The following is a 23515-nucleotide window of genomic DNA, read 5'->3' as shown; positions in this document are numbered from 1 at the left end:
ATGAACGTACACATCAAAGACACAGTCACGCGCGCATCCGCTCTCTCGCGCCGCTCGCTTCTCAAGGCGGGAGCGGGACTCGCGATCGGCGTTTACATCGCAAGGAGCGGCAAGGCGTTCGCGCAAGGTGCGCCCGCTGCGGCGCAGGTCAACATCGTGCCGAACACGTTCCTCATCATCAAGCCGGACAACACGGTCACGGTGCTCTGCAAGCACATCGAATTTGGACAGGGACCGTTCACCGGCATGGCGACGCTGGTCGCCGAAGAGCTCGACGCCGACTGGTCGCAGATGCGCGCCGATCACGCGCCGTCCAATCCCGTGCTCTACAAGAATCTGGGGTTCGGCGTGCAGGGCACAGGCGGATCGAGCGCCATCTCCAATTCCTACGAACAGATGCGCAAGGTTGGTGCAGCTGCGCGTGAAATGCTGGTGGCCGCCGCCGCTAAGCAGTGGAATGTGCCTGCGTCCGAGATCACCGTCGAGAACGGCGTGATCAAGCATCCATCAGGCAAGGAAGGCCGGTTCGGCGCGTTTGCCGAGAAGGCGAACCAGTTGCCGGTGCCGGCCAATCCAAAGTTGAAGGATCCGTCGCAGTTCAAGTTGATCGGCAAGGAAGGCGCGGTCAAACGCCTCGACAGCGCGGAGAAATCGAACGGCACCGCGGTGTTCACGCTCGACATCAACGAGCCTGACATGCTGACGGTGGTGATCGCGCGGCCGCCGCGCTTCGGCGGTACGGTTGCGTCATTCGACGCGACAGCGGCCAAGGCCGTGGCCGGCGTGGTCGATGTGAAGCAGGTGCCAACCGGTGTCGCAGTCTATGCCAAAGGCTTCTGGCCGGCGAAGACCGCGCGCGATCTTTTGAAAATCACCTGGGATGACAGCAAAGCCGAGAAGCGCGGCACAGCGCAGTTGCTGACCGAGTTTCGCGGCCTGTCGAAGACGCCGGGCAAGACGGTGAAGACGGAAGGCGACTTCGACGCGGAAGTCGCCAAGCCGGGCAGCCGTATCATCGAGTCCGAATACGTCTTTCCGTATCTGGCCCACGCGGCGATGGAGCCGCTGAATGCGTTCATCCACTGGCAGGGCGATACGGCATCGTCGCGCTTCGGCAGCCAATTCCCGACACCGGATCACGCGACCATCGCGAGGATACTCGGTTTGCCGATGGAAAAGGTCCAGCTCAAGACCATTCTCGCCGGCGGCAGCTTCGGGCGACGCGCGCAGCAGACGGTCCATGTGGCCGCTGAACTCGCGGAAGTTGCGAAAGCCATCGGTCCCGGCAAGCCGATCAAGCTGGTATGGACCCGCGAGGACGACATGCGCGGCGGATACTACCGTCCGTTCAGCATTCACCGCATGCGCGGCGTGGTGCGCGATGGAAAGATCCAGGCATGGAGCGACACCATCGTCGGGCAGTCGATCATGAAGGGATCGCCGTTCGAGGCGATGACGATGAAAGACGGATTGGACGCGACTGCTTACGAAGGCTCGAATGAAATCCCCTACGACGTCGCCAACTTCAAGTGCGACCTGCATCAGGTCGACGTCGGCGTGCCGGTGCTGTGGTGGCGTTCGGTTGGGCACACGCACACCGGCTATGCCGTCGAAGCCTTCGTCGATGAGTTGCTGGAGGCGGCCGGAAAAGATCCGGTCGAGGGGCGTCTTGAACTGATGAGCAAGAAGCCGCGCCATGCCGGCGTGCTCCGCGCGGTCGCGGAACTGGCGGACTGGAAGAACGCAAAGCTCGAGCCTGGCCGCGCACGCGGCGTCGCGGTGGTCGAGAGCTTCAAGACATTCGTCGCGCAGATCGTTGAGGTATCGATGGGCGACGAAGGCCCCAAGGTCCACAAGGTCTGGTGTGCGGTGGATTGCGGCGTCGCCGTCAATCCGGACATCATCCGCGCGCAGATGGAGGGCGGCATCGGGTTCGGCCTCGGTCACATCCTCTATGCGGATGTGCCGATGGAGGATGGCCGCGTGGTGCCGGGCAATTTCGACACATACCGGTCGCTTCGCATCAACGAGATGCCTGCGGTTGAAGTCACCATCGTCAAGTCGAGCGAGAGCCCGACCGGTGTCGGTGAACCGGGTGTGCCGCCGATCGGCCCTGCGGTAGCCAATGCGATGGCCAAACTCGGTCAGGTGCGTCCGCGGCAATTGCCGATCGTGCCGGGAGCATCGGCATGAGGGTGCTCAGACAGGGCGGGATGGCGCTCGGCGCAGGCGCTTTTGCCGCAGCGTTGCTGGCCTTCGCCGGACCCGCATTTCGCGGCGAGGCGGATGCCGCGATGGAGCCGCCGGTCAATCCGGTCAAACTGAAGCCGGTGTCGGCCTTCGACGACATCAAGAGCAAGAACGAGCGCGCCGTCGCGCTGTTCGAGGAAGCCGGCAAGGTGATCATGTCGCCGCGCTGCATGAACTGCCATCCTGCGACGGAGCGTCCGACGCAGACCAACAAGATGACTCCGCATCAGCCGTTGGTGGTGCGCGGGGAAGGCGGCATGGGGGCTGCGAGCGGTCTCGCCTGCAACACCTGCCACCGTGAGACGAACTTCGATCCCGCCGGTGTGCCGGGTCATCCCCAGTGGCACCTCGCACCGCTGGAGATGGCGTGGCAGGGCAGATCGCTCGGTCAGATCTGCGAGCAGATCAAGGACCCGAAGCGCAACGACGGCAAGGACATGGCCGCGCTTGTGAAGCATATGGCCGAGGACAGTCTGGTCGGCTGGGCCTGGTCGCCCGGCGCCAACCGGACGCCAGCGCCCGGAAGCCAGAAGGAGTTCGGGGATTTGATCAAGGCCTGGGCTGCAGCGGGTGCTGCGTGTCCGAAAATTCCGGCGAGCAGTGGGAGAGGGTGAGCCTCTCTTGTGCTCGCCCCTAAGTTGCGGGATTGTCTCCCTCGGTCTGGGGAGATCAACAAAGTGCGGATTCTTGGAAGTGCGCTGCGGCGCGTGTTTGCGCTTGGCTTTTGTATTCTGCTTTCCGGTTGTATGACGCCGTGGCTAAAAGCGAGATATGAAACCGCCGATGCTGCTCAAGGCCTTGTTACTCCTGCTATAGTTGCCGATTGTTCTGAGAAGGTTGTAAAGGCTTTTCCCCATCTGACGATCGCCGGGCCGTTTGCGTTAAATGGATATGCGGCAGCAAGGGTCGCCAGTTCGAAGCCAACCCTTGAAGCCGTCCCCCAAAAAAATCTGGTGGCCCTCGTCGCGCGCACGACCAACAAGGGCCTTTTCGGCCAAGAAAACAAAGGGCATGCGGGCTGCTCCTATCTCGTTGAGAGCGGGCGCCTTGTGTTCCAGGAAGTGCACGGTATTGCCGCATTTATGCCACAAACAATCTATGTTCTAAGTACCGTTGTCAGACGGTAGCCAAGCATTATCGTCTTCTGGCCCGGAAAATGCTTTGGGAACTCAGAATCCCCTTGGCAAGGCGAACTTGACCCGTTAAACATTCCTTTCCGGGCGTGCTGGCTGTCGCTGGCGCGTCCGTGCTCGTTTTCCGAAAATCAAACCAATAGGAGTCCATTCCTCGTCGATCATTCCGCATGGATTGCTCACAGGAACGGAAAGCTTTTGTTTTGACTGACGAAAATGAGCCGGGGCTGTCTCAGGTGTCAAAAGCCGGAGAAAGCTCCATCCTGTCCAAGACTGCAGGTGCCTGGCCGAATCCCTTGTGGAAGCGGCTTCGCTTAATCTCCTGCACAGACGGGTGAAAACCGGATTTCGTGACCCACCCCCGATTCGGCGGTGGCTGCGGATTTGGTTCGAACCTCGACACCTCGTTCAGGCGAGCCGCAAGGCAAGCCAGGGCGAGAGGGCAGGCTTCCGAAAATGTCGTCGTGCCCGACGTGTTGAGAGATGAATGTCTCGAGGCTTAGCGGGCAGGACGATCGGTGCAACCCGGCGGTTCTGTCTCAAGCGGACCGCCAACCGGAAAGAGCTTGCTGTGGAACGAGCGGCAAAAAAAGAGGCGGTCGAAACGCTGAACGGGGTCTTCAAGGCCACGGGCGTTGCGGTCGTTGCTCATTATTCCGGCCTGACCGTTGCCCAGATGCAGACTCTGCGGACGCAGATGAAGCAGGCTGGCGCCTCGGTAAAGGTCTCGAAGAACCGTCTCGCCAAAATTGCTCTGGAAGGCACGGATGTTGTTTCCATCGGCTCCCTGTTGAAGGGGCCGACCGTGATCGCGACTTCAAACGATCCGGTTGCAGCACCGAAAGTTGCCGTCGAATTCGCCAAGGCGAACGAAAAGTTCGTCATCCTTGGCGGCGCGATGGGAACCACTGTCCTGAATCCCGACGCTGTGAAGGCTCTTGCCTCGCTGCCGTCGCTTGATGAACTGCGCGCGAAGATCGTTGGCCTCCTTGTGGCGCCTGCGACCAAGATCGCTCAGCTCTCCACCGCGCCTGCTGCGAAGCTGGCCCGTGTGGTTCAGGCCTATGCCTCCAAGAGTGAAGCGGCGTGATGCCATTCTCCATCTCAACTGGTTCGAACTGATACGCTAAGGAAAGACAAAATGGCTGATTTGCAGAAGATTGTAGACGACCTCTCGAGCCTCACGGTTCTCGAGGCTGCTGAACTCGCGAAGCTTCTCGAAGAGAAGTGGGGCGTTTCGGCTGCTGCCGCTGTTGCGGTTGCTGCTGCTCCGGGTGCTGGCGGCGGTGCTGCCGCTGCTGAAGAGAAGACCGAGTTCTCGGTTGTTCTCGCCTCGGCTGGCGACAAGAAGATCGAAGTCATCAAGGAAGTCCGCGCCATCACCGGCCTGGGCCTCAAGGAAGCCAAGGACCTCGTCGAAGGCGCACCGAAGCCCGTCAAGGACGGCGTTGCCAAGGACGAAGCCGAGAAGATCAAGGCTCAGCTCGAGAAGGCTGGCGCCAAGGTCGAACTCAAGTAAGTCGATATGTTCCCGGCCGGTCCTTCGGGGCCGGCCGGACACTTTAATGTGTGACGGTTCGATGATTTGACCCCCTCGAATCGCCGCGATTGCCGCCTACATAGGCGGAGGCACGAAAGGACGGATCGCCCTTTGAAACCCGGAACGAGTTCAAGGCGGGACGTCGGGAGACGAGAGATTTCGGGCTTTAATAAGCCGTAGGATTTGTTTGACGGGCAGGGCGCCACCAGCGCCCCGCGCGTCATTTTGCGTCTTGAGATTCGGATCGGGAAAGCCCGGAGCCAGAAGCTCGGATGCCGCGAAGCCCAGGCAGGTCGTTTGGGCAATTTGAAATTTACCCCGGGGGCGGTGCCCATCGCACTCCGGAAGATGCCGCCAATCAAGGGCGGCGAAATGAGAGGCCACGATGGCGCAGTCGCAGCAAACTTTTACTGGTCGCAAACGCGTTCGTAAGTTTTTCGGACACATCAAGGAAGTTGCCGAGATGCCGAACCTCATCGAGGTTCAGAAGGCGTCGTACGACCAGTTCCTGATGGTCGATGAACCTACCGGCGGACGGCTGGACGAAGGCTTGCAGGCGGTGTTCCGCTCGGTGTTCCCGATCAACGATTTCTCGGGCACCTCGCAGCTCGAGTTCGTCCGCTATGAATTCGAACAGCCGAAGTATGATGTCGACGAGTGTCGCCAGCGCGGCATGACGTTTGCTGCGCCGCTGAAGGTGACGCTGCGCCTCATCGTGTTCGATATCGACGAAGAAACCGGCGCCAAGTCCGTCAAGGACATCAAGGAGCAGGACGTCTACATGGGCGACATTCCGCTCATGACGATGAACGGCACCTTCGTGGTCAACGGCACCGAGCGCGTCATCGTCTCGCAGATGCACCGTTCGCCGGGCGTGTTCTTCGATCACGACAAGGGCAAGACACACTCATCGGGCAAGCTGCTGTTTGCCGCGCGCGTGATTCCGTATCGCGGTTCGTGGCTCGACATCGAGTTCGACGCCAAGGACATCGTGTTCGCGCGTATCGACCGCCGCCGCAAGATTCCGGTGACGTCGCTGATGTTCGCCCTCGGTCTCGATGGCGAAGAAATCCTGTCCACGTTCTACAAGAAGATTCAGTACAAGCGGATCAAGGAAGGCTGGCGCGTGCCTTTCGTCGCCGACCGTTTCCGCGGCTATTCGACGATCAATGACCTGATCGACGCCGACAGCGGCAAGGTCGTGCTCGAAGCCGGCAAGAAGCTGACCGTGCGCACGGCGCGTCAGCTCCAGGAAAAGGGCCTCAAGGCGCTGCGCCTGTCTGATGATGAACTCATCACCAACTATCTCGCGGAAGATCTCGTCAATCCGAAGACCGGCGAAATCCACGCCGAGGCGGGCGAGGAAATCACCGAGAAGCTGCTGAAGGCGCTGAACGAGCAGGGCTACAAGGAACTGCCCATCCTCGACATCGACCACGTCAACATCGGTCCCTACATCCGCAACACGCTGAACGCCGACAAGAACATGACGCGTGAAGACGCGCTGTTCGACATCTATCGCGTGATGCGTCCGGGTGAGCCGCCGACGATCGATTCGGCGCAGGCCATGTTCCAGTCGCTGTTCTTCGACTCGGAACGTTACGACCTCTCGGCCGTTGGCCGCGTGAAGATGAACATGCGTCTCGAACTCGATGCGCCGGACACCATGCGCACGCTGCGCAAGGAAGACATCCTGGCCGTCATCAAGACGCTGGTCGACCTGCGCGACGGCAAGGGCGAAATCGACGACATCGATCACCTTGGCAACCGCCGTGTGCGTTCGGTCGGCGAGTTGATGGAGAACCAGTACCGCATCGGTCTGCTGCGCATGGAGCGCGCGATCAAGGAGCGCATGTCGTCGGTCGATATCGACACCGTCATGCCGCAGGACCTGATCAACGCGAAGCCTGCCGCCGCCGCCGTGCGCGAGTTCTTCGGTTCGTCGCAGCTGTCGCAGTTCATGGACCAGACCAATCCGCTGTCGGAAATCACCCACAAGCGCCGTCTCTCGGCGCTTGGACCGGGCGGTCTGACGCGCGAACGCGCGGGCTTCGAAGTTCGCGACGTGCATCCGACGCACTACGGCCGTATCTGCCCGATTGAGACGCCGGAAGGCCCGAACATCGGTCTGATCAACTCGCTCGCGACCTTCGCGCGCGTGAACAAGTACGGCTTCGTGGAAACGCCTTACCGCAAGGTGAAGGACGGCCGCGTGACCGACGATGTGGTCTATCTCTCCGCGATGGAAGAGGGCCGCTACCGCGTCGCTCAGGCGAACGTGCCGCTCGATAACAAGGGCCGCTTCACCGACGATCTGGTGATCTGCCGCCACGCCGGCGAAGTTCTGCAGATCACGCCGGACAAGGTCGACTACATGGACGTGTCGCCGAAGCAGCTCGTTTCGGTCGCTGCGGCACTGATCCCGTTCCTCGAGAACGACGACGCCAACCGCGCGCTGATGGGCTCGAACATGCAGCGTCAGGCCGTGCCTCTGGTGCGCGCCGAAGCGCCGTTCGTCGGCACCGGCATGGAAGGTGTCGTGGCGCGCGATTCGGGCGCTGCGATCGCGGCCCGCCGCACCGGCGTGATCGACCAGATCGACGCGACCCGTATCGTTATCCGCGCGACGGAAGATCTCGATCCGACCAAGTCGGGCGTCGATATCTACCGCCTGATGAAGTACCAGCGCTCGAACCAGTCAACCTGCATCAACCAGCGTCCGCTGGTGAAGGTGGGCGATCAGGTGCGCAAGGGCGACATCATCGCTGACGGTCCGTCGACCGATCTCGGCGAGCTGGCGCTCGGCCGCAACGTGCTCGTCGCGTTCATGCCGTGGAATGGCTACAACTTCGAAGACTCGATCCTGCTTTCCGAGCGGATCGTGAAGGACGACGTCTTCACCTCGATCCACATCGAGGAATTCGAAGTCATGGCCCGCGACACCAAGCTCGGACCTGAGGAAATCACGCGCGACATTCCGAACGTTTCGGAAGAAGCGCTGAAGAACCTCGACGAAGCAGGCATCGTGTACATCGGTGCGGAAGTCCGCGCCGGCGACATCCTGTGCGGCAAGATCACTCCGAAGGGCGAAAGCCCGATGACGCCGGAAGAAAAGCTTCTGCGCGCCATCTTCGGTGAGAAGGCGTCCGACGTCCGCGATACATCGCTGCGCGTGCCTCCGGGCGTGCAGGGCACGATCGTGGAAGTCCGCGTGTTCAACCGTCACGGCGTCGACAAGGACGAACGTGCTCTGGCGATCGAGCGGGAAGAGATCGAGCGTCTCGCCAAGGACCGCGACGACGAACAGGCCATTCTCGACCGTAACGTCTACGGCCGTCTCGCCGAGTTGCTTGAAAACCGTCAGGGCATTGCTGGCCCGAAGGGATTCAAGAAGGACACCAAGATCACCCGTGCGGTGCTCGAAGAGTATCCGAAGTCGCAGTGGTGGCAGTTCGCGTCGCCGAACGACAAGCTGATGGCTGAAATCGAAGCCATGCGGAAACAGTACGACGAATCGAAGAAGGGCCTTGAACAGCGCTTCCTCGACAAGGTCGAAAAGCTGCAGCGTGGCGACGAATTGCCTCCGGGCGTGATGAAGATGGTCAAGGTCTTCGTCGCGGTGAAGCGCAAGATCCAGCCGGGCGACAAGATGGCCGGACGTCACGGCAACAAGGGCGTGGTGTCGAAGATCGTGCCGATCGAAGACATGCCGTTCCTTGAAGATGGAACGCATGCGGACATCGTGCTCAATCCGCTCGGCGTGCCTTCGCGCATGAACGTCGGCCAGATTCTCGAAACGCATCTCGGCTGGGCCTGCGCAGGCCTCGGCAAGCGGATCGGGCAGGCGGTTGATGCCTACTACGGTCACGGCAAGTCGGACATCAAGCCGCTCAAGGAGACCTTGAAGAAGGTCTACGGCGACGACGAGGTGATCAAGACGCTGAACGACGCAGAGCTGATGGAACTCGGCAAGAATCTGCGCGCTGGCGTTCCGATTGCAACGCCGGTGTTCGACGGCGCGAAGGAGAAGGACATCGAGGACATGCTCGAACTCGCCGGGATGAACAAATCCGGCCAGTCGACGGTCTACGACGGACGAACCGGCGATCAGTTCGATCGAAACGTGACGGTGGGCTACATCTACATGCTCAAGCTGCACCATCTCGTGGACGACAAGATCCACGCGCGTTCGATCGGTCCTTACTCGCTCGTCACCCAGCAGCCGCTGGGCGGCAAGGCGCAGTTCGGCGGACAGCGTTTCGGAGAAATGGAAGTGTGGGCGCTCGAGGCTTACGGCGCAGCGTACACGCTCCAGGAAATGCTGACCGTGAAGTCGGACGACGTGGCCGGCCGTACCAAGGTGTACGAGGCCATCGTGCGCGGCGACGACACGTTCGAAGCTGGTATTCCGGAATCGTTCAACGTGCTGGTCAAGGAAATGCGCTCGCTCGGCCTCAACGTCGATCTGCACAATTCCAAGCTTGCGACGCCGACCTCCGAGGCGGCCGAATAACAAGAATACTTCATGCCCGGCTTCATGCCGGGCATCTCGCCTTGCTCGGACGTTGAGCGGGGCGCGAGACGACAGACGATTTTCGAATTTGCTGCCGGTGACGATCGGCACGCGAGGAGAATACGATGAACCAAGAAATTATGAATCTCTTCAATCCGACGACTCCGGCCCAGGTCTTCGACCAGATCCGGATTTCGATCGCTTCGCCTGAGAAGATTCTGTCGTGGTCCTACGGCGAGATCAAGAAGCCGGAAACCATCAACTACCGCACGTTCAAGCCGGAGCGTGACGGCCTGTTCTGCGCGCGCATCTTCGGGCCGATCAAGGACTACGAATGTCTTTGCGGCAAGTACAAGCGCATGAAGTACAAGGGCATCATCTGCGAGAAGTGCTCGGTCGAAGTGACCCTGTCGCGCGTCCGACGCGAGCGCATGGGCCATATCGAACTGGCCGCGCCGGTCGCGCACATCTGGTTCCTGAAGTCGCTGCCTTCGCGTATCGGCCAGCTGCTCGATATGACGCTGAAAGACCTCGAACGCATTCTTTACTTCGAGTACTACGTCGTTCTGGAGCCGGGTCTCACCGCGCTCAAGGACCGTCAGCTGCTGTCTGAGGAAGAGTATCTCCGTGCCCAGGACGAGTACGGTCAGGACAGCTTCACCGCCATGATCGGCGCGGAAGCGATCCGTGAACTGCTGAAGGGGCTTGAGCTCGAGAAGCTCGATGGTCAGCTTCGCGCCGAGATGGCCGAGACTGAGTCCGACATCAAGCACAAGAAGCTCGCCAAGCGCCTGAAGATCGTCGAAGCGTTCCGCGTGTCCGGCAACAAGCCGGAGTGGATGATCATGACGGTGGTGCCGGTGATTCCGCCGGACCTGCGTCCGCTGGTGCCGCTCGACGGCGGCCGCTTTGCGACCTCCGACCTGAATGACCTGTACCGCCGCGTCATCAACCGCAACAACCGCCTGAAGCGGCTGATGGAACTGCGTGCGCCGGACATCATCATCCGCAACGAAAAGCGCATGTTGCAAGAGGCCGTCGACGCACTGTTCGACAACGGCCGCCGCGGCCGCGTCATCACCGGCGCCAACAAGCGTCCGCTGAAGTCGCTCGCCGACATGCTCAAGGGCAAGCAGGGCCGCTTCCGTCAGAACCTGCTCGGCAAGCGCGTCGACTACTCGGGCCGTTCGGTCATCGTCGTCGGTCCGGAACTGCGCCTGCATCAGTGCGGCCTGCCGAAGAAGATGGCGCTCGAACTGTTCAAGCCGTTCATCTACTCGCGGCTCGACGCCAAGGGCCTGTCCACCACCGTGAAGCAGGCGAAGAAGCTCGTTGAGAAGGAGCGTCCCGAGGTCTGGGATATTCTCGACGAGGTCATTCGCGAGCATCCGGTGCTGCTGAATCGCGCGCCGACCCTGCATCGTCTCGGCATTCAGGCGTTCGAGCCTGTGCTGATCGAAGGCAAGGCGATCCAGCTTCATCCGCTGGTCTGCGCGGCGTTCAACGCCGACTTCGACGGCGACCAGATGGCCGTGCACGTTCCGCTGTCGCTCGAAGCGCAGCTGGAAGCGCGCGTCCTGATGATGTCGACCAACAACATCCTGCATCCCGCGAACGGTCAGCCGATCATCGTGCCGTCGCAGGACATCGTGCTGGGTCTCTACTATCTCTCGATCCTGCGCGAAGGCCTGCAGGGCGAAGGCAAGGTCTACCGCGACATGGCGGAGATCGAGCATGCGCTGTTCTCGAAGGTCATCCACCTGCACACCAAGATCAAGTATCGGTGGACCGGTATCGACGAGGAAGGCAAGACGATCTCGAAGATCTACGACACCACCGCTGGCCGCGTCATGCTCGGGCAGGTTCTGCCGAAGCACGGCAAGGTGCCCTTCGACACCATCAACAAGCTGATGACGAAGCGCGAAATCTCCGGCGTGATCGATCAGGTGTACCGTCACTGCGGTCAGAAGGAGACGGTGATCTTCTGCGACCGCATCATGGCGCTCGGCTTCTACAACGCCTTCAAGGCGGGCATTTCGTTCGGCAAGGACGACATGGTCGTTCCGCACGGCAAGTGGAAGATCGTCGATGACACCCGCACGCTGGCGAAGGACTTCGAGCAGCAATACAACGACGGCCTGATCACGCAGGGCGAAAAGTACAACAAGGTGGTCGACGCCTGGGCGAAAGCCTCGGAGAAGATCGCCGAGCAGATGATGAAGGAAATTTCGTCCGTCAAGAAGAACGCGAAGGGCGAAGATTCCCAGATCAACTCGATCTACATGATGGCTCACTCGGGCGCGCGCGGTTCGCCGGCCCAGATGCGTCAGCTTGCCGGCATGCGCGGCCTGATGGCCAAGCCGGACGGCTCGATCATCGAAACGCCGATCGTGTCGAACTTCAAGGAAGGCCTTACGGTTATGGAGTACTTCAACTCCACCCACGGCGCCCGTAAGGGTCTCGCGGATACGGCGTTGAAAACTGCTAACTCGGGCTATCTTACCCGTCGTCTGGTGGACGTGGCGCAGGACTGCATCATCACGCAGGACGATTGCGGCACCAAGCTTGGCATCAAGATGCGCGCCATCATCGACGCGGGCACGGTCGTTGCCTCGCTGGCGTCGCGCATTCTCGGCCGCACCGCGGGCGAGGATCTGCGTGATGCCGCCACCAACAGGGTGGTGGTCAAGCGTGGCACGCTGATGGAGGAGACGCACGTCGACGCCATCCAGCAGGCCGGCATCCAGGAAGTGAAGATCCGCTCTGCGCTGACCTGCGAACTGGTCAACGGCATCTGTGGCAAGTGCTACGGGCGCGATCTCGCCCGCGGTACGCCCGTCAATCACGGCGAGGCTGTCGGCGTTATCGCCGCGCAGTCGATCGGCGAGCCGGGTACGCAGCTCACCATGCGTACGTTCCACATCGGTGGCGCGGCGCAGATCAACGAGCAGTCGTTCATCGAGTCGAACTTCGACGGCAAGATCGTCATCAAGAACAAGGCGATCGCGACCAACAGCGAAGGTTTCAACGCTGCCATGGTCCGCAACATGGTCATTGCGGTTGTTGATCCGGACGGCACCGAGCGTGCGACGCATCGCATTCAGTACGGCGCGCGCATGCGCGTCGACGACGGCGATATGATCAAGCGCGGCCAGCGCATCGCGGAGTGGGATCCATACTCACGCCCGATCCTGACCGAAGTCGAAGGCATCATCGCATTCGAGGATCTGGTCGAAGGTCAGTCGATCTCGGAAACGCTCGACGAATCCACCGGTATCGCAAAGCGCGTGGTTATCGACTGGCGTACGACCGGCCGTGGCGCGGATTTGCGTCCCGCCATCGTCGTCAAGGGCAAGGACGGCAAGGTGCTGAAGCTGGCGCGCGGCGGTGACGCCCGTTACATGCTCTCGGTCGATGCCATTCTGTCGGTGGACGTCGGCGCCAAGGTCAAGGCCGGCGACATTCTTGCCCGTGTTTCGACGGAAAGCGCCAAGACCCGCGACATCACCGGCGGTTTGCCGCGTGTTGCCGAGTTGTTCGAAGCCCGCAAGCCGAAGGATGCCGCCATCATCGCGGAAATCAGCGGCACGATCCGCTTCGGACGTGACTACAAGAACAAGCGTCGCATTTCGATTGAGCCTGTCGACAAGAACGAGGAGACTCGCGAGTACCTCATTCCGAAGGGCAAGCACATCCATCTGCAGGACGGCGACATCGTCGAAAAGGGCGATTTCATCGTCGAAGGCAATCCGGCGCCGCACGACATTCTGGCGATCAAGGGTATCGAGGAACTCGCTGCCTATCTGGTCAACGAAATCCAGGAAGTTTACCGGCTCCAGGGCGTGCTCATCAACGACAAGCACATCGAAGTGATTGTTCGTCAGATGCTGCAGAAGGTCGAGATCACCGATCAGGGTGAGACCGACATGATTTCGGGCGAGCAGATCGACAAGATCGAATTCGACCAGATCAACGCCAAGGCCAAGGACGAAGGCAAGAAGATCGCAACCGGAAACCCGGTGCTGCTCGGCATCACCAAGGCGAGCCTGCAGACGCGGTCGTTCTTCTCGGCGGCGTCGTTCCAGGAGACTACACGCGTGCTCACCGAAGCTGCCGTCAACGGCAAGGTGGACCCGCTCGAAGGCCTCAAGGAAAACGTCATCGTCGGCCGCCTGATCCCGGCCGGTACCGGCGCCTCGATGGCGAAGATCCGCGAAGTCGCAACCAAGCGCGACAAGCTGATCCTCGACGAGCGCGAGAAGCAGGCGGCGATCACGCCGGCTGCTCCGGAAGCGGAACCGCTGGCTTTGCCGCCTGCGGAATAGTTTCATGCCAGTTGGCGTGTCAGCCGTGAAGAAAGGCCGCCCCAGGGCGGCCTTTTTGTTTATGATGAGGAACTATTTCAGCGCGCCGAGTGTCTAACGTACTGTGACTGTCTTCCGGCTTTTCGCCGGTTCCACCAGATACTTGAAGATTTCAGTTTTGACGTTTCGCGACATCGAGGACCCATTTGCAGCAGCAAGACCGTCTCATTGCGGCGATTGAAGCAATCTACGCGGCGGCAGCCGAGCCATCGCGTTGGCCGTCAACTCTCGAGGTCGTCACGAGATGCTTCGACGATGTCGGGGCGATCCTTATTTACGGAAGGGACGACGGCAGCTTCGGCGTCATTGAATCGCCATCGCTCAGGGAGGTGAGCGCGGACTACGCCGCAGGCTGGAGCGATCGCGATCTTCGCGCGATCCGCGCGCGCGAACGGGGTTACTTCTTCAAACGCGACGTCATTACCGACCGCGACGTTGTGTCTCCCGAGGACGTCGAAAACGATCCTTTCTACAATGATTTTCTGCGGCGACACGGCTTGCGCTACTTTGCCGCCGCGACGGTCTCTCCGGACCCTCATATTGAAGTTGCGTTGAGCGTGCAGCGCGCGATCGGCCGCCCGGAATACTCGGAAGAAGAGTTGAACATGCTGGAGCGGCTTGCTCCGCATGTAGAAACGTCGCTGCGACTGAGCATTCACTTGATGGACTCACAAGCCGTTAATGCCGGTATGGGTACGGCGATGGCCCGGATTGGAATCGGCGTGTTTGCGCTGGATTCGATGGGCCGCGTGGTGTCGTCCAACGCGGCCTCTCAGGCGCTGCTCGGCGACGGATTGAACATCGTGAACGATCGTCTGGTGCTGGCGAATCCGGCAGCGAGCGGAGAGGCGGTGGCCGCGATCCGGAATGCTCTCGATGGCAACAGGATTATGCTGTCGCAGGAAACCAAACCGATCCTGGTCCATCGGCAGAACGCCAGCCGGCCGCTGGCGCTGTATGTGCTGCCGATCCCGGCGAAGAATGTGGGCAATGGTTTTCTGACACGGGCGCGGGCGATCGTGCTTCTGATGAACCCGACGGCGGACGGCGTTCCTGATCCGACGCTGATCCGCGATGTTCTCGGTGTGACGCTGGGGGAAGCCCGCATTGCCGCGCTGGTCGGCTCCGGCCTGTCGCCGAAGGATGCTGCGGAGCGGCTCGGCATCGCCGAAGAAACCGCGCGCTCGGTTTTGAAACGGGTGTTTTCCAAGGTCGGCGTGTCGCGCCAGAGCGAGCTCGCCGCCATGATGGCGAGACTCGTTATCAAGTAGAGGCTCATCAACGAGAGGCTTGGTGACTGAAGTCTCGTGTCGAATAAGCCCAAGTTGGCAGAACAACTCGCTCTTTTGGCGGGTACGTCGGACAGCTTTCACCCATTTGGGGGATGAAACATACCGTCACCGTCTTAGTCTGTGGCCATTCTGTGACCAACCAAGACGTGCACACGATTTGGGGCAGGGCATACAAAGGGCGCGATAATTTGAAGCCATAGGACATGATCGCCTCGCGGTGATTATTTTGGTGTTCGTGGCTCCGGATAGTGAGTTTCATCTTCCATGGGTCGGCTCTTGCCGGCCCATTTTCTTTGCCGGAGTATTCCGCTCCGCGGAACCGACATGGCTAATCCGCCCAAGCCCATGGCTTCTGATCCGGCGAATCCGGCCAAAATCGTCGGGAAATACCCCAGATTTCCGCACATTCAGCCTTTTTCGCTTCGGATCGTGGTTTGTTCATCTTCCCTTCAGATGAAAAACGCATTTGTTTAGGCAGAGTTAGACCGGCGGTATTTCAGGAACGCCGGCGAGGGGCGAAGGACAGCATGCTCGATCTGGCGATAGTCGGCGGTGGCCCAGGCGGGCTGATGAGTGCGTGGTACCTCAAGAAGAAGCTTGGGGCGCTCTGCCGTATCACCATCTACGAGGCCTCCGATCGGGTCGGCGGCAAAGTCCTGACGAAAAAATTCGACACCGCGCCTGCCATGTACGAAGCGGGCGTCGCCGAAATCTACGACTACTCCATGACGGGGCCGGACCCACTGCGTGAGCTGGTTCAGCATTTCGGATTGCAGACCATCCCGATGGACGCCGAGCAGGTGCAGATCGACGGCGAACTGCTGGACGACGTGCCGGGCATGCGCCGCAAGTACGGAGCGCAGACCGCGAAAGCCATCGAGGATTTCCGCAAGCTCTGCGCCGGCATGGTGTCGCCGATCGAATACTATGAAGGCGTCGGCGCGCACGACAACGAGCATCCCTGGGCGTACATCAGCGCCGAAGAACTGCTGGATCGCGAGGTGGCCGATCCGGTCGCCAAACGCTTCCTGAAGGTCATGGCGCGCTCTGACATCGCCACCGAACCACACAACACCAACGGCCTCAATGCGCTGAAGAACTTTGTGATGGATGTGGAGGGCTACATCGGCCTCTACTCGATCCAGAACGGCAACGAGCAGTTGATCCACAGCCTGCAGAGCGAGATCGAGGCTGACATCCAGTTGAACCACCGCGTGCTGAAAGTCGGCAAGGCAGACTCCGGGCGCTATGCCATCAACATGATGAACGGCAAGGGGCCGATCACCAAGGAGCACGATCTCGTGGTGATGTGCCTGCCGCATTCGTGGCTCACCACCATGCGCTGGGACGGCGAGCTGCTGCGCCATTCGATGGTGAAGCACATCGCCTATTTCGATCGTCCCGCGCACTATCTGCGGGTCTCGATCCTGTTCGACGAACCGTTCTGGGGCGACAAGGTGCCCGGCGCGTGGTGGATGTCCGAGGCGTTCGGCGGCTGCTGCGTCTATGTCGAAGGCGCGCGGCACGATGTCGGCCGCCACGGCGTGCTGAACTGGCTGATCCCGGGCTCCGATGCGCTGGCCTTCGCCAATCTCAGCGACAAGGAACTGATCGACGCGGCGATCAAGTCGCTGCCGAAGTCGTTCGGCAATGCGCGCGCGCATTTCCTGGAGGGCAAGACCCATCGCTGGCTGTCGTCGGTGAACAGCATTCCGGGCGGGTTGCCTGCGCGCGATGTGATGACCAATCATCACCCCGAGCCGCACGAGCATCCGGGTCTGGTCGTCGTCGGCGACTATCTGTTCGATTCGACGCTGAACGGCCTGCTGGATTCCTCGGACGCCGCCACCGACATCATCCTGACGCAGATGATCAAGCTGCGCTACGAGCGCGGCGAGGGCGGCAACGTGCCGTCCGACAAGATCGACCGCGCCTATTTCGACAACTATCGAAACCAGGGTCCCTACGGCGAGGTCTGGAGCAAGTTCACTGATCCGGACTATCTCACCAACCTGATCAAGATCGTCTGGAATCGTGCCAAGGGCTACAAGCTGCTGGTTGCGGGGTCGGCGAGCGGCGAACTGGTCGGCGCGCTGCGCGAACGCGGCATCGATGCCTGGGGCGTCGAGAACAACCGCTACATTCACGGCAAGACGCCGAAGGCGCTGCGCAAGTACAACAAGCTTGGCTCGCTCACGAAACTGCCGTTCAAGGCGGGCGAGTTTGACTTCGTGTTCGAAACCAGCCTGTGTCATGTATCTGACAAACAGGTGAAGCGCGCCGTGCGCGAGCTCAACCGCGTGGTGAAGACTGGTTTCGTGTTCGGATCGGTCACCAGCGACATGGTGCCCGCGCTGATCGATCGTTACGATCTGCTACGCGGTGTCAAGAAACTGGGTACCTGGTGGGAATGGTCCGAGCTGTTCTTTGGCAACGGTTTCGACCTGTCCATGCATCGGTGTGACACTACAGACGCGGTATGGGATGCGACGCTCGCAGCCAACAAGGGGCCGGGCGACTGGTACGCCGACGCGGACAGCCTGCGCTATTCGTTCTTTGACAAGATTGCGGACGACGACTAATCGCTAGTGTGGTGGTTCGCAAGTCCTCATCATCTCTACAGCACCTCCATTTGCGGACTTGCGAACCAAAACCACACTAGAATTATAATTTCTAGTGTCCTTTTGAATCCGAAGTTCGCTATGGAAGATGCTGCAAAGTGAAGCGAACTTCGGATTCAGGACACTAGGGACGCACCGGCCATCCGGCCGCTGCGACAAGTGATTGCGGCCGTTTGGCCGTGCAGCGACGGTTTTAGATGTCGACCAAGCCGCCCACCCCGGATACCGACAAGCCAGAGTCGGGCAAGCCGCTCGATGATGAAGCTGCGCGCCTTGCCGCAGCGGCCGATATTCCGGCACCGCCGGACCCGGACGACATCGACGACGATGACGACGACGAGGATCTCGTCGCCTATACCGCGAGCGAGGCCGCGGGCGCGTTCGCAACGCTGTGGCGGTTTACCTGGCCGCAACTGCGCAACTACAAGACCTGGCTCAGCTTCGTCGCGATCGGTCTTTTCATCGAGACGTTGTTCAACGTCATCATGCCGCTCAGCCTGAAGTTCCTGATCGACGACGCGCTCGGCGAGGAAGACTTCCAGGCGCTCTACACCATTCTGACCGTGCTGGCCGTCGCCGGCATCATCACCTCTATTGTGGCGGTCTGGTACGAGCGCTGGGATGCGCGGCTGGCCGCCGCCGTCATCTCCGATGTTCGCGGGCGGCTTTTCTCGCATGTCCAGAATCTGCCTGCCGCGTTCTTCGGACGCACCAAGCGCGGCGAGATCCTGTCGCGGTTCTCCGTCGACATGGCGGGCTACGAATCCTCGATCAAGCACTTCGCCAACGGCGCGATGCTGCCGTTCCTCGAACTGATAGCCGGCATCGGGCTGATGATCTGGCTGAACTGGCAGTTGGCGGCCGTGGCGCTGCTGATTTTCCCGATCACGCTGATCGGTCCGCGCATCCTGACCCCGAAGGCGGTGCAGGCGAACTACGAGCAGAAGGTCAACGAATCCGCGATCCTCGGCGTGGTGCAGGAGAATGTCGCGGCGCAGATGGTGGTGAAGGCTTTCGGCCTGCAGCGCAAGGCGTTTGGCTGGTTCACCTTCCGCAACAACGCGGCGCGCCGCTCGATGGCGGACGCGACGTTTCTCTCAACCATGGTGGAGCGCACCGTCACGGTGTCGGTGCTGCTGCTGCATCTGATCGTGCTGGCGATCGGCGCCTATCTCGCCACCATCGGCAAGATTTCGATCGGCACCTTCGTTACCTTCGAAAGCGCGTTCTGGGAAATTTCCTACAACATCGCGCATCTGATGCACTTTATTCCGGTCGCTATCCAGGCCGCCGCCTCTGTTCGGCACATGGAGGAACTCCTTGACGAGCCGACCTGCGGCGCCGACCGGCCCGGCGCGCCGGATCTGCCGCGCATCACCGACAACATCAACTTCGACCGTGTCGTCTTCAAGTATGAAGGAAGTGACGCCGCGGTGCTCGACGGTCTCTCGCTCAAGATCGGCGTCGGCAAGAATATCGCCATCGTGGGACCGAGCGGGTCCGGCAAGAGCACGCTGCTCAATCTCATTCTGCGTCTCTACGAACCGAGCGAAGGCAAGGTGACCATCGACGGCGTCGATATTCGCAAGGTGACGCGCGACTCGCTGCGCAACAGCATGGCTGTGGTGTTTCAGGAAAACATGCTGTTCAACATGTCGATCCGCGAGAACATCCGTCTCGGCAAGGAAGGCGCGACCGACGCCGAGGTCGTGGATGCGGCGAAGAAGGCCGAGATCCATCGCTACATCATGACGCTGCCGCAGAAGTACGACACGGTGGTCGGCGAGCGGGGCGACACGTTGTCCGGCGGCCAGCGCCAGCGCATCGCGATCGCGCGTGCCATCGTGCGCAACCCGTCGGTGCTGCTGCTCGATGAAGCGACGTCGGCGCTCGACCAGACCACGGAAGCCGCGATCAACCGCACGCTGTTGAAGGTCGCCAAGGGCCGCACCATGATCTTCTCGACCCACCGGCTGACGTCGGTAGTCGACATGGATGAAATCATCGTCATCAGCAACGGCCAGGCCATCGAGCGCGGCCCGCATGCCGAACTGCTCAAGGCTAACGGCATGTACCGGAAGCTATGGGACGACCAGCTTCACAAGTCGCATCATCCCACCGAGGATGACGACGACGATGATGACGACGATTGACCGGTGAGGGGCAGCCGTTACGGCTGCGCCGTCCGCCGGACCGACAGCGTTTCGCGCGTATGACGCAACGCGCCGACCACGGCGCGATGCAGGAAGCGGGTCCAGCGCCGCAGATGCCACGACAAACCGGTATCGATGGAAATCGAACGCAGGTCGTAGGCCTGACGCTGTGAGGAGGCGTCGTTGGCGCACTTTTCCGGATCGTCGTAGAACTGCGAGATCTTTGCTGTGTCCATGCCCGTGCTGGCCAGCCACGCCGGGATGTAGGCGTTGCACAGCCGTTGCACATCCATGAACACCTTGCCGGTTCCGGTGCCGGCAGCAGGGCACGATGTGCAGAACGCGTCGCCGACCAGAACGATGCCGGCCTGCCGGTGCCCCTTGGTGACGTACAGGTCCGCCGGGCGAATCTTGATCACACCATCGACCTTGAACTCGCCGGAGAGAGCGCGAAGGTTCGGCATCAGCTCGTGAATGGCATTCTCGGGCGTCTGGCGCATGCGCCGCAGCCACGGATCATCCATGCCGCGATAGACCATGAGGTTGGCGCGCATGGCGGAGCCGATCGGGAACAGCGTCAGATAGGACATCTGCGCCGCCGAGTTTTCCGTGAAATAGGTCAGGGCGGGAAATTCGAACGTGTCGCGGCCCACCGGTGCGACATTGAATCCGACGGTGATGGAATGACAGGGGCTAATGACCTCGCGCTCGATGCCGAGGGTGTGGCGCAGGCCGATGTTCAGGCCGTTCGCCAGCACGATCAGCCGCGCGGAAATTTCTTCGCCATTTGATAGCGTCAACGTCTGGCGATCGGGACTGGTTGCGACGGCTGTGACCTTGGCTTCGATGAAATCGACGCTGTCCGGAATCTGGCGGCGGACGGCGTTGACGAGGTCGTCGTAGATGATGCCGTGCTGATCACTGGGCTTTTTGTCGAGCAGGCGTCCCAGCCGGGCGGTCCAGGCGCTGCGGTCGAGCGTGGTGGCGGCAAGCACCGCATCCGAAATTCCGGTCTTGCGCAGGAGGTCGAGCTGATAGCCGCCGAGCTTTTCGCAGCGGAAGTCAGGCGGATAGATTTTGTGAGGATCGACCAGGATCGCGGAAATGCCGGCGCGGCCAAGCATCGCGGCGGCCGTCGATCCGGCAAGCCCGCCACCAATGATGGCGATGTCCGTATGCCGCATGTTTTTGGCCTCTTTCGAGGTACTTAGCACCGCGGCTGCAAACTCGACTAAAGCTTGAACGAAATATGGTGAACGGTTGGTTAAGCGAATGCTGCAGAAACACGTGTATTAACGATTAAAATGGTTGCGACTTGCCTGCGTCGTGCGGTCGCAGCACTAATGTTCCGGGGCGGCTTTTGGTTCTTGGATATCAGTCGTGCACCCGCAATCAGGTACCGCGAGAATGCGGCTTCGAGGCGCATTGGCGCAGGTTTGGCCCTCATGATTTCAGTTACCGTCGCAACGCCGGGCCAGGACCTCACCGCGCAGTGGAATGATCTCATTCGCCGCGCGCCCGGCAATGCATTCATGAATCCGGTGGCGCTCAAGGCTGCGTTCGACACCATGTTCGCGGCTGTTTATGTGCTGCTGGCATGGGAAGAGGGCGTCGAGTCCGCGCGGCTGGTGGGGCTTTGGGCCTTGCAGCATCGCAACGTCATGATGCTCTGGCCGGCGCTGCTCGAAGCCCGCCCGTTCAATTACGCATTTTTATCGACGCCGGTGATCGATTCCGCCTTCGCCGCCGAAGTCATGCCTGCATTCTTCGCCGCGATCCGCAAAAACCCCGCGCTGCCGAATGTGGTCAGCCTGAAGGAAATGGATGCGGACTCGCAGGCCTATGCGGCAATTCAAAAGACGATCGCGGACGAGCATCACGCGCATCTGACGCTCACCCGGAGTTTGCGGCCGTCGGTGTCGCGCGAAAAGGGCGTCAAGAATTCAGGCTCGACCCGCAAGAAGCTGCGACAGGACTGGAACAGGCTGTCCGCTCTGGGCAGGCTGGAGATGGTCAACGAGCGCACCGCGGACGCGACAAAGGCCGCTTACGAACAGTTTCTCGATCTCGAAAAGCGGAGCTGGAAGGGCGACAAGGGCACCGCGATCCTCTGCAGCGAGCGGGATACCGCATTCACCCGGCGGCTGATTGGCGACCTCGCGGCGGAGGGCAACGCCTCGGTGGCCCTGCTGCGCCTCGATGGGCGGGCCATCGCGGCCCAGGTGCTGATGTATTGCGGGACCACGGCCTTTACGTGGAAAATCGCGTTCGACGCCGAATTCGCCAAATATTCCCCTGGCGTGCTGCTGGTCGACAAAATGACCGAGCAGCTCTTCGCTGAGACCGATGTTCAGGCCATCGATTCGTGCTCGGCGGAGGGGAGTTTCATGGCCCAGATCTGGACCGGCCGGAAAACCATGGTCGACATGGTGGTCGACGTCGGCTCCACCCGTTCGCTGGTGTTCGGCATGGAGGCTGCCCGGCAGTACGGCTATGAGCGGCTGCGCGACCTGCGGGACTGGTTGCGATCGACCTCCCTAAGCCCGGCAAAGCGGCGGTTGGCGCCATCGTCATAGCGCGAGTGATTTACGCGAAAATCTGTATAAATAGTTGAAATATAACAGATTTATTCTGAATTTGACGCCGCAAGTCTGCCGGTGTGGCGCCCGTTGCCAGTCTGTCCCGCCCCAAACAGGCGCTCGGAAGCTCTCCGTCTGACCAGATCAGCAGCCTGTGGAATCAGCGGAATCGGCGCTGCGCGGATTCGCGCGGTATGTCATAAATAGCCCGTTCGGGTTTCGCTGAGAGTGCAAGAAGTGGCTCTGCCGCTTGCGCTTTTGCGATGTCGTTTAGTCTTGACTTGGCATCGCATGACTTATAAAACCCGGCCACTTCACGACAGGCGGTGAGCTTCTCTTACGTCGGAACGGACCACCATTTCACCCTACGGGATGAAACGGCACCAACCTCGACGAACGTCGCTCAAACGCTGTCGGCACTAGCCAGGCAATGCCAGGACAATATTTGGTCTTAAGAGCAATCGCTCCTGAGATCAGTCTCGGATGCATGATCTCGGTGAGCCGAACAGGCGAGCTGCGGTCCTCTGTGGCGTCAAGCGCTTTCCGTTCAGCAATGAATGGTTGGCGTGATTTCGTTTTGCGCGATCAAGCGCGCGAGGCGAGGTCAGTGGGCCGAAGACGTGAAGCGAGTGGGGCGGTGGCCCCGAACGAATTTGCGGAGCCGATAAGGTTTCGCGCGAACAAGGGTGAACGATGCCGACGATCAACCAGCTGATCGCGAAACCACGCGAAGCGCAGAAGTCGCGCAAGAAGGTGCCAGCGCTGCAGCAGTCGCCGCAGAAGCGTGGCGTTTGCACGCGCGTCTATACGACGACTCCGAAGAAGCCGAACTCCGCGCTTCGTAAGGTCGCCAAGGTGCGTCTGACCAACGGCTTCGAGGTCATCGGCTACATTCCGGGTGAAGGCCACAACCTTCAGGAACACTCGGTGGTCATGATCCGCGGCGGCCGCGTCAAGGATTTGCCCGGCGTTCGTTACCACATTCTCCGCGGCGTCCTCGATACGCAGGGCGTCAAGAACCGCAAGCAGCGTCGTTCGAAGTACGGCGCGAAGCGTCCGAAGTAATCGGG

General features: G+C 60.8%; 13 protein-coding genes. 12 read left to right on the top strand and 1 reads right to left on the bottom strand.

Going from position 1 to position 23515, the window contains the following annotated elements; all coding sequences use genetic code 11:
* From HNQ36_RS08470 to HNQ36_RS08425, 10 genes are all read left to right on the top strand, one after another.
* The gene (locus tag HNQ36_RS08470; protein ID WP_184083799.1) at positions 1-2193 is read left to right on the top strand and encodes a xanthine dehydrogenase family protein molybdopterin-binding subunit; all 2193 of its coding nucleotides are present in this window, start codon (positions 1-3) and stop codon (positions 2191-2193) included.
* A complete protein-coding gene (locus tag HNQ36_RS08465) occupies positions 2190-2864 on the top strand; it encodes an Isoquinoline 1-oxidoreductase subunit (RefSeq protein ID WP_184083797.1) in 675 nt (224 codons plus the stop codon). The genes HNQ36_RS08470 and HNQ36_RS08465 overlap by 4 nt, the downstream gene beginning before the upstream one ends.
* 63 nt (positions 2865-2927) lie before the next feature.
* Positions 2928-3377 (top strand): hypothetical protein, encoded by a 450-nt coding sequence (locus tag HNQ36_RS08460; protein ID WP_184083795.1) that lies wholly within the window; start codon positions 2928-2930, stop codon positions 3375-3377.
* 577 nt (positions 3378-3954) lie between these two features.
* Complete coding sequence (gene rplJ, locus HNQ36_RS08455; RefSeq protein ID WP_046826846.1) at positions 3955-4473, top strand: 50S ribosomal protein L10; 519 nt, start codon at positions 3955-3957, stop codon at positions 4471-4473.
* A gap of 51 nt (positions 4474-4524) precedes the next feature.
* Complete coding sequence (gene rplL / locus HNQ36_RS08450) at positions 4525-4902, top strand: 50S ribosomal protein L7/L12 (protein WP_046826845.1); 378 nt, start codon at positions 4525-4527, stop codon at positions 4900-4902.
* 406 nt (positions 4903-5308) lie between these two features.
* A complete protein-coding gene (rpoB, locus tag HNQ36_RS08445; RefSeq protein ID WP_184083793.1) occupies positions 5309-9436 on the top strand; it encodes a DNA-directed RNA polymerase subunit beta in 4128 nt (1375 codons plus the stop codon).
* 125 nt (positions 9437-9561) lie between these two features.
* The gene (rpoC, locus tag HNQ36_RS08440) at positions 9562-13761 is read left to right on the top strand and encodes a DNA-directed RNA polymerase subunit beta' (protein ID WP_184083791.1); all 4200 of its coding nucleotides are present in this window, start codon (positions 9562-9564) and stop codon (positions 13759-13761) included.
* Positions 13762-13946: 185 nt separating this feature from the next.
* Entirely contained in the window at positions 13947-15071 is a 1125-nt protein-coding gene (locus HNQ36_RS08435) for a helix-turn-helix transcriptional regulator (RefSeq protein ID WP_184083789.1), read from the top strand.
* A gap of 548 nt (positions 15072-15619) precedes the next feature.
* Positions 15620-17674: an FAD-dependent oxidoreductase gene (locus tag HNQ36_RS08430; RefSeq protein WP_184083787.1), complete on the top strand. Its 2055-nt coding sequence runs from the start codon at positions 15620-15622 to the stop codon at positions 17672-17674.
* A 236-nt stretch (positions 17675-17910) separates the two neighbouring features.
* Positions 17911-19866 carry an ABC transporter ATP-binding protein gene (locus HNQ36_RS08425; protein WP_184083785.1) on the top strand — a complete coding sequence of 652 codons (1956 nt, stop codon included), beginning with the start codon at positions 17911-17913 and terminating at the stop codon, positions 19864-19866.
* 17 nt (positions 19867-19883) lie between these two features.
* On the opposite strand, the gene HNQ36_RS08420 is transcribed toward HNQ36_RS08425, so the two are convergent.
* Positions 19884-21050, bottom strand: a complete 1167-nt coding sequence (locus HNQ36_RS08420; protein ID WP_184083784.1) for an FAD-dependent oxidoreductase — start codon at positions 21048-21050, stop codon at positions 19884-19886.
* Between the two features lie 261 nt (positions 21051-21311).
* On the opposite strand from HNQ36_RS08420, the gene HNQ36_RS08415 reads away from it, so the two are divergent.
* Together HNQ36_RS08415 and rpsL are read left to right on the top strand one after the other, a co-directional pair.
* Complete coding sequence (locus HNQ36_RS08415) at positions 21312-22442, top strand: GNAT family N-acetyltransferase (protein WP_184083782.1); 1131 nt, start codon at positions 21312-21314, stop codon at positions 22440-22442.
* Positions 22443-23138: 696 nt separating this feature from the next.
* Entirely contained in the window at positions 23139-23510 is a 372-nt protein-coding gene (gene rpsL / locus HNQ36_RS08410; RefSeq protein ID WP_046826837.1) for a 30S ribosomal protein S12, read from the top strand.
* Positions 23511-23515 lie beyond the last annotated feature (5 nt).

This window comes from Afipia massiliensis (genome assembly GCF_014203115.1).
Taxonomy (GTDB): Bacteria; Pseudomonadota; Alphaproteobacteria; order Rhizobiales; family Xanthobacteraceae; genus Afipia; species Afipia massiliensis.
The sequence above is the reverse complement of the archived record's forward strand: the minus strand, read 5'-3'. Positions and strand labels throughout refer to the sequence as shown.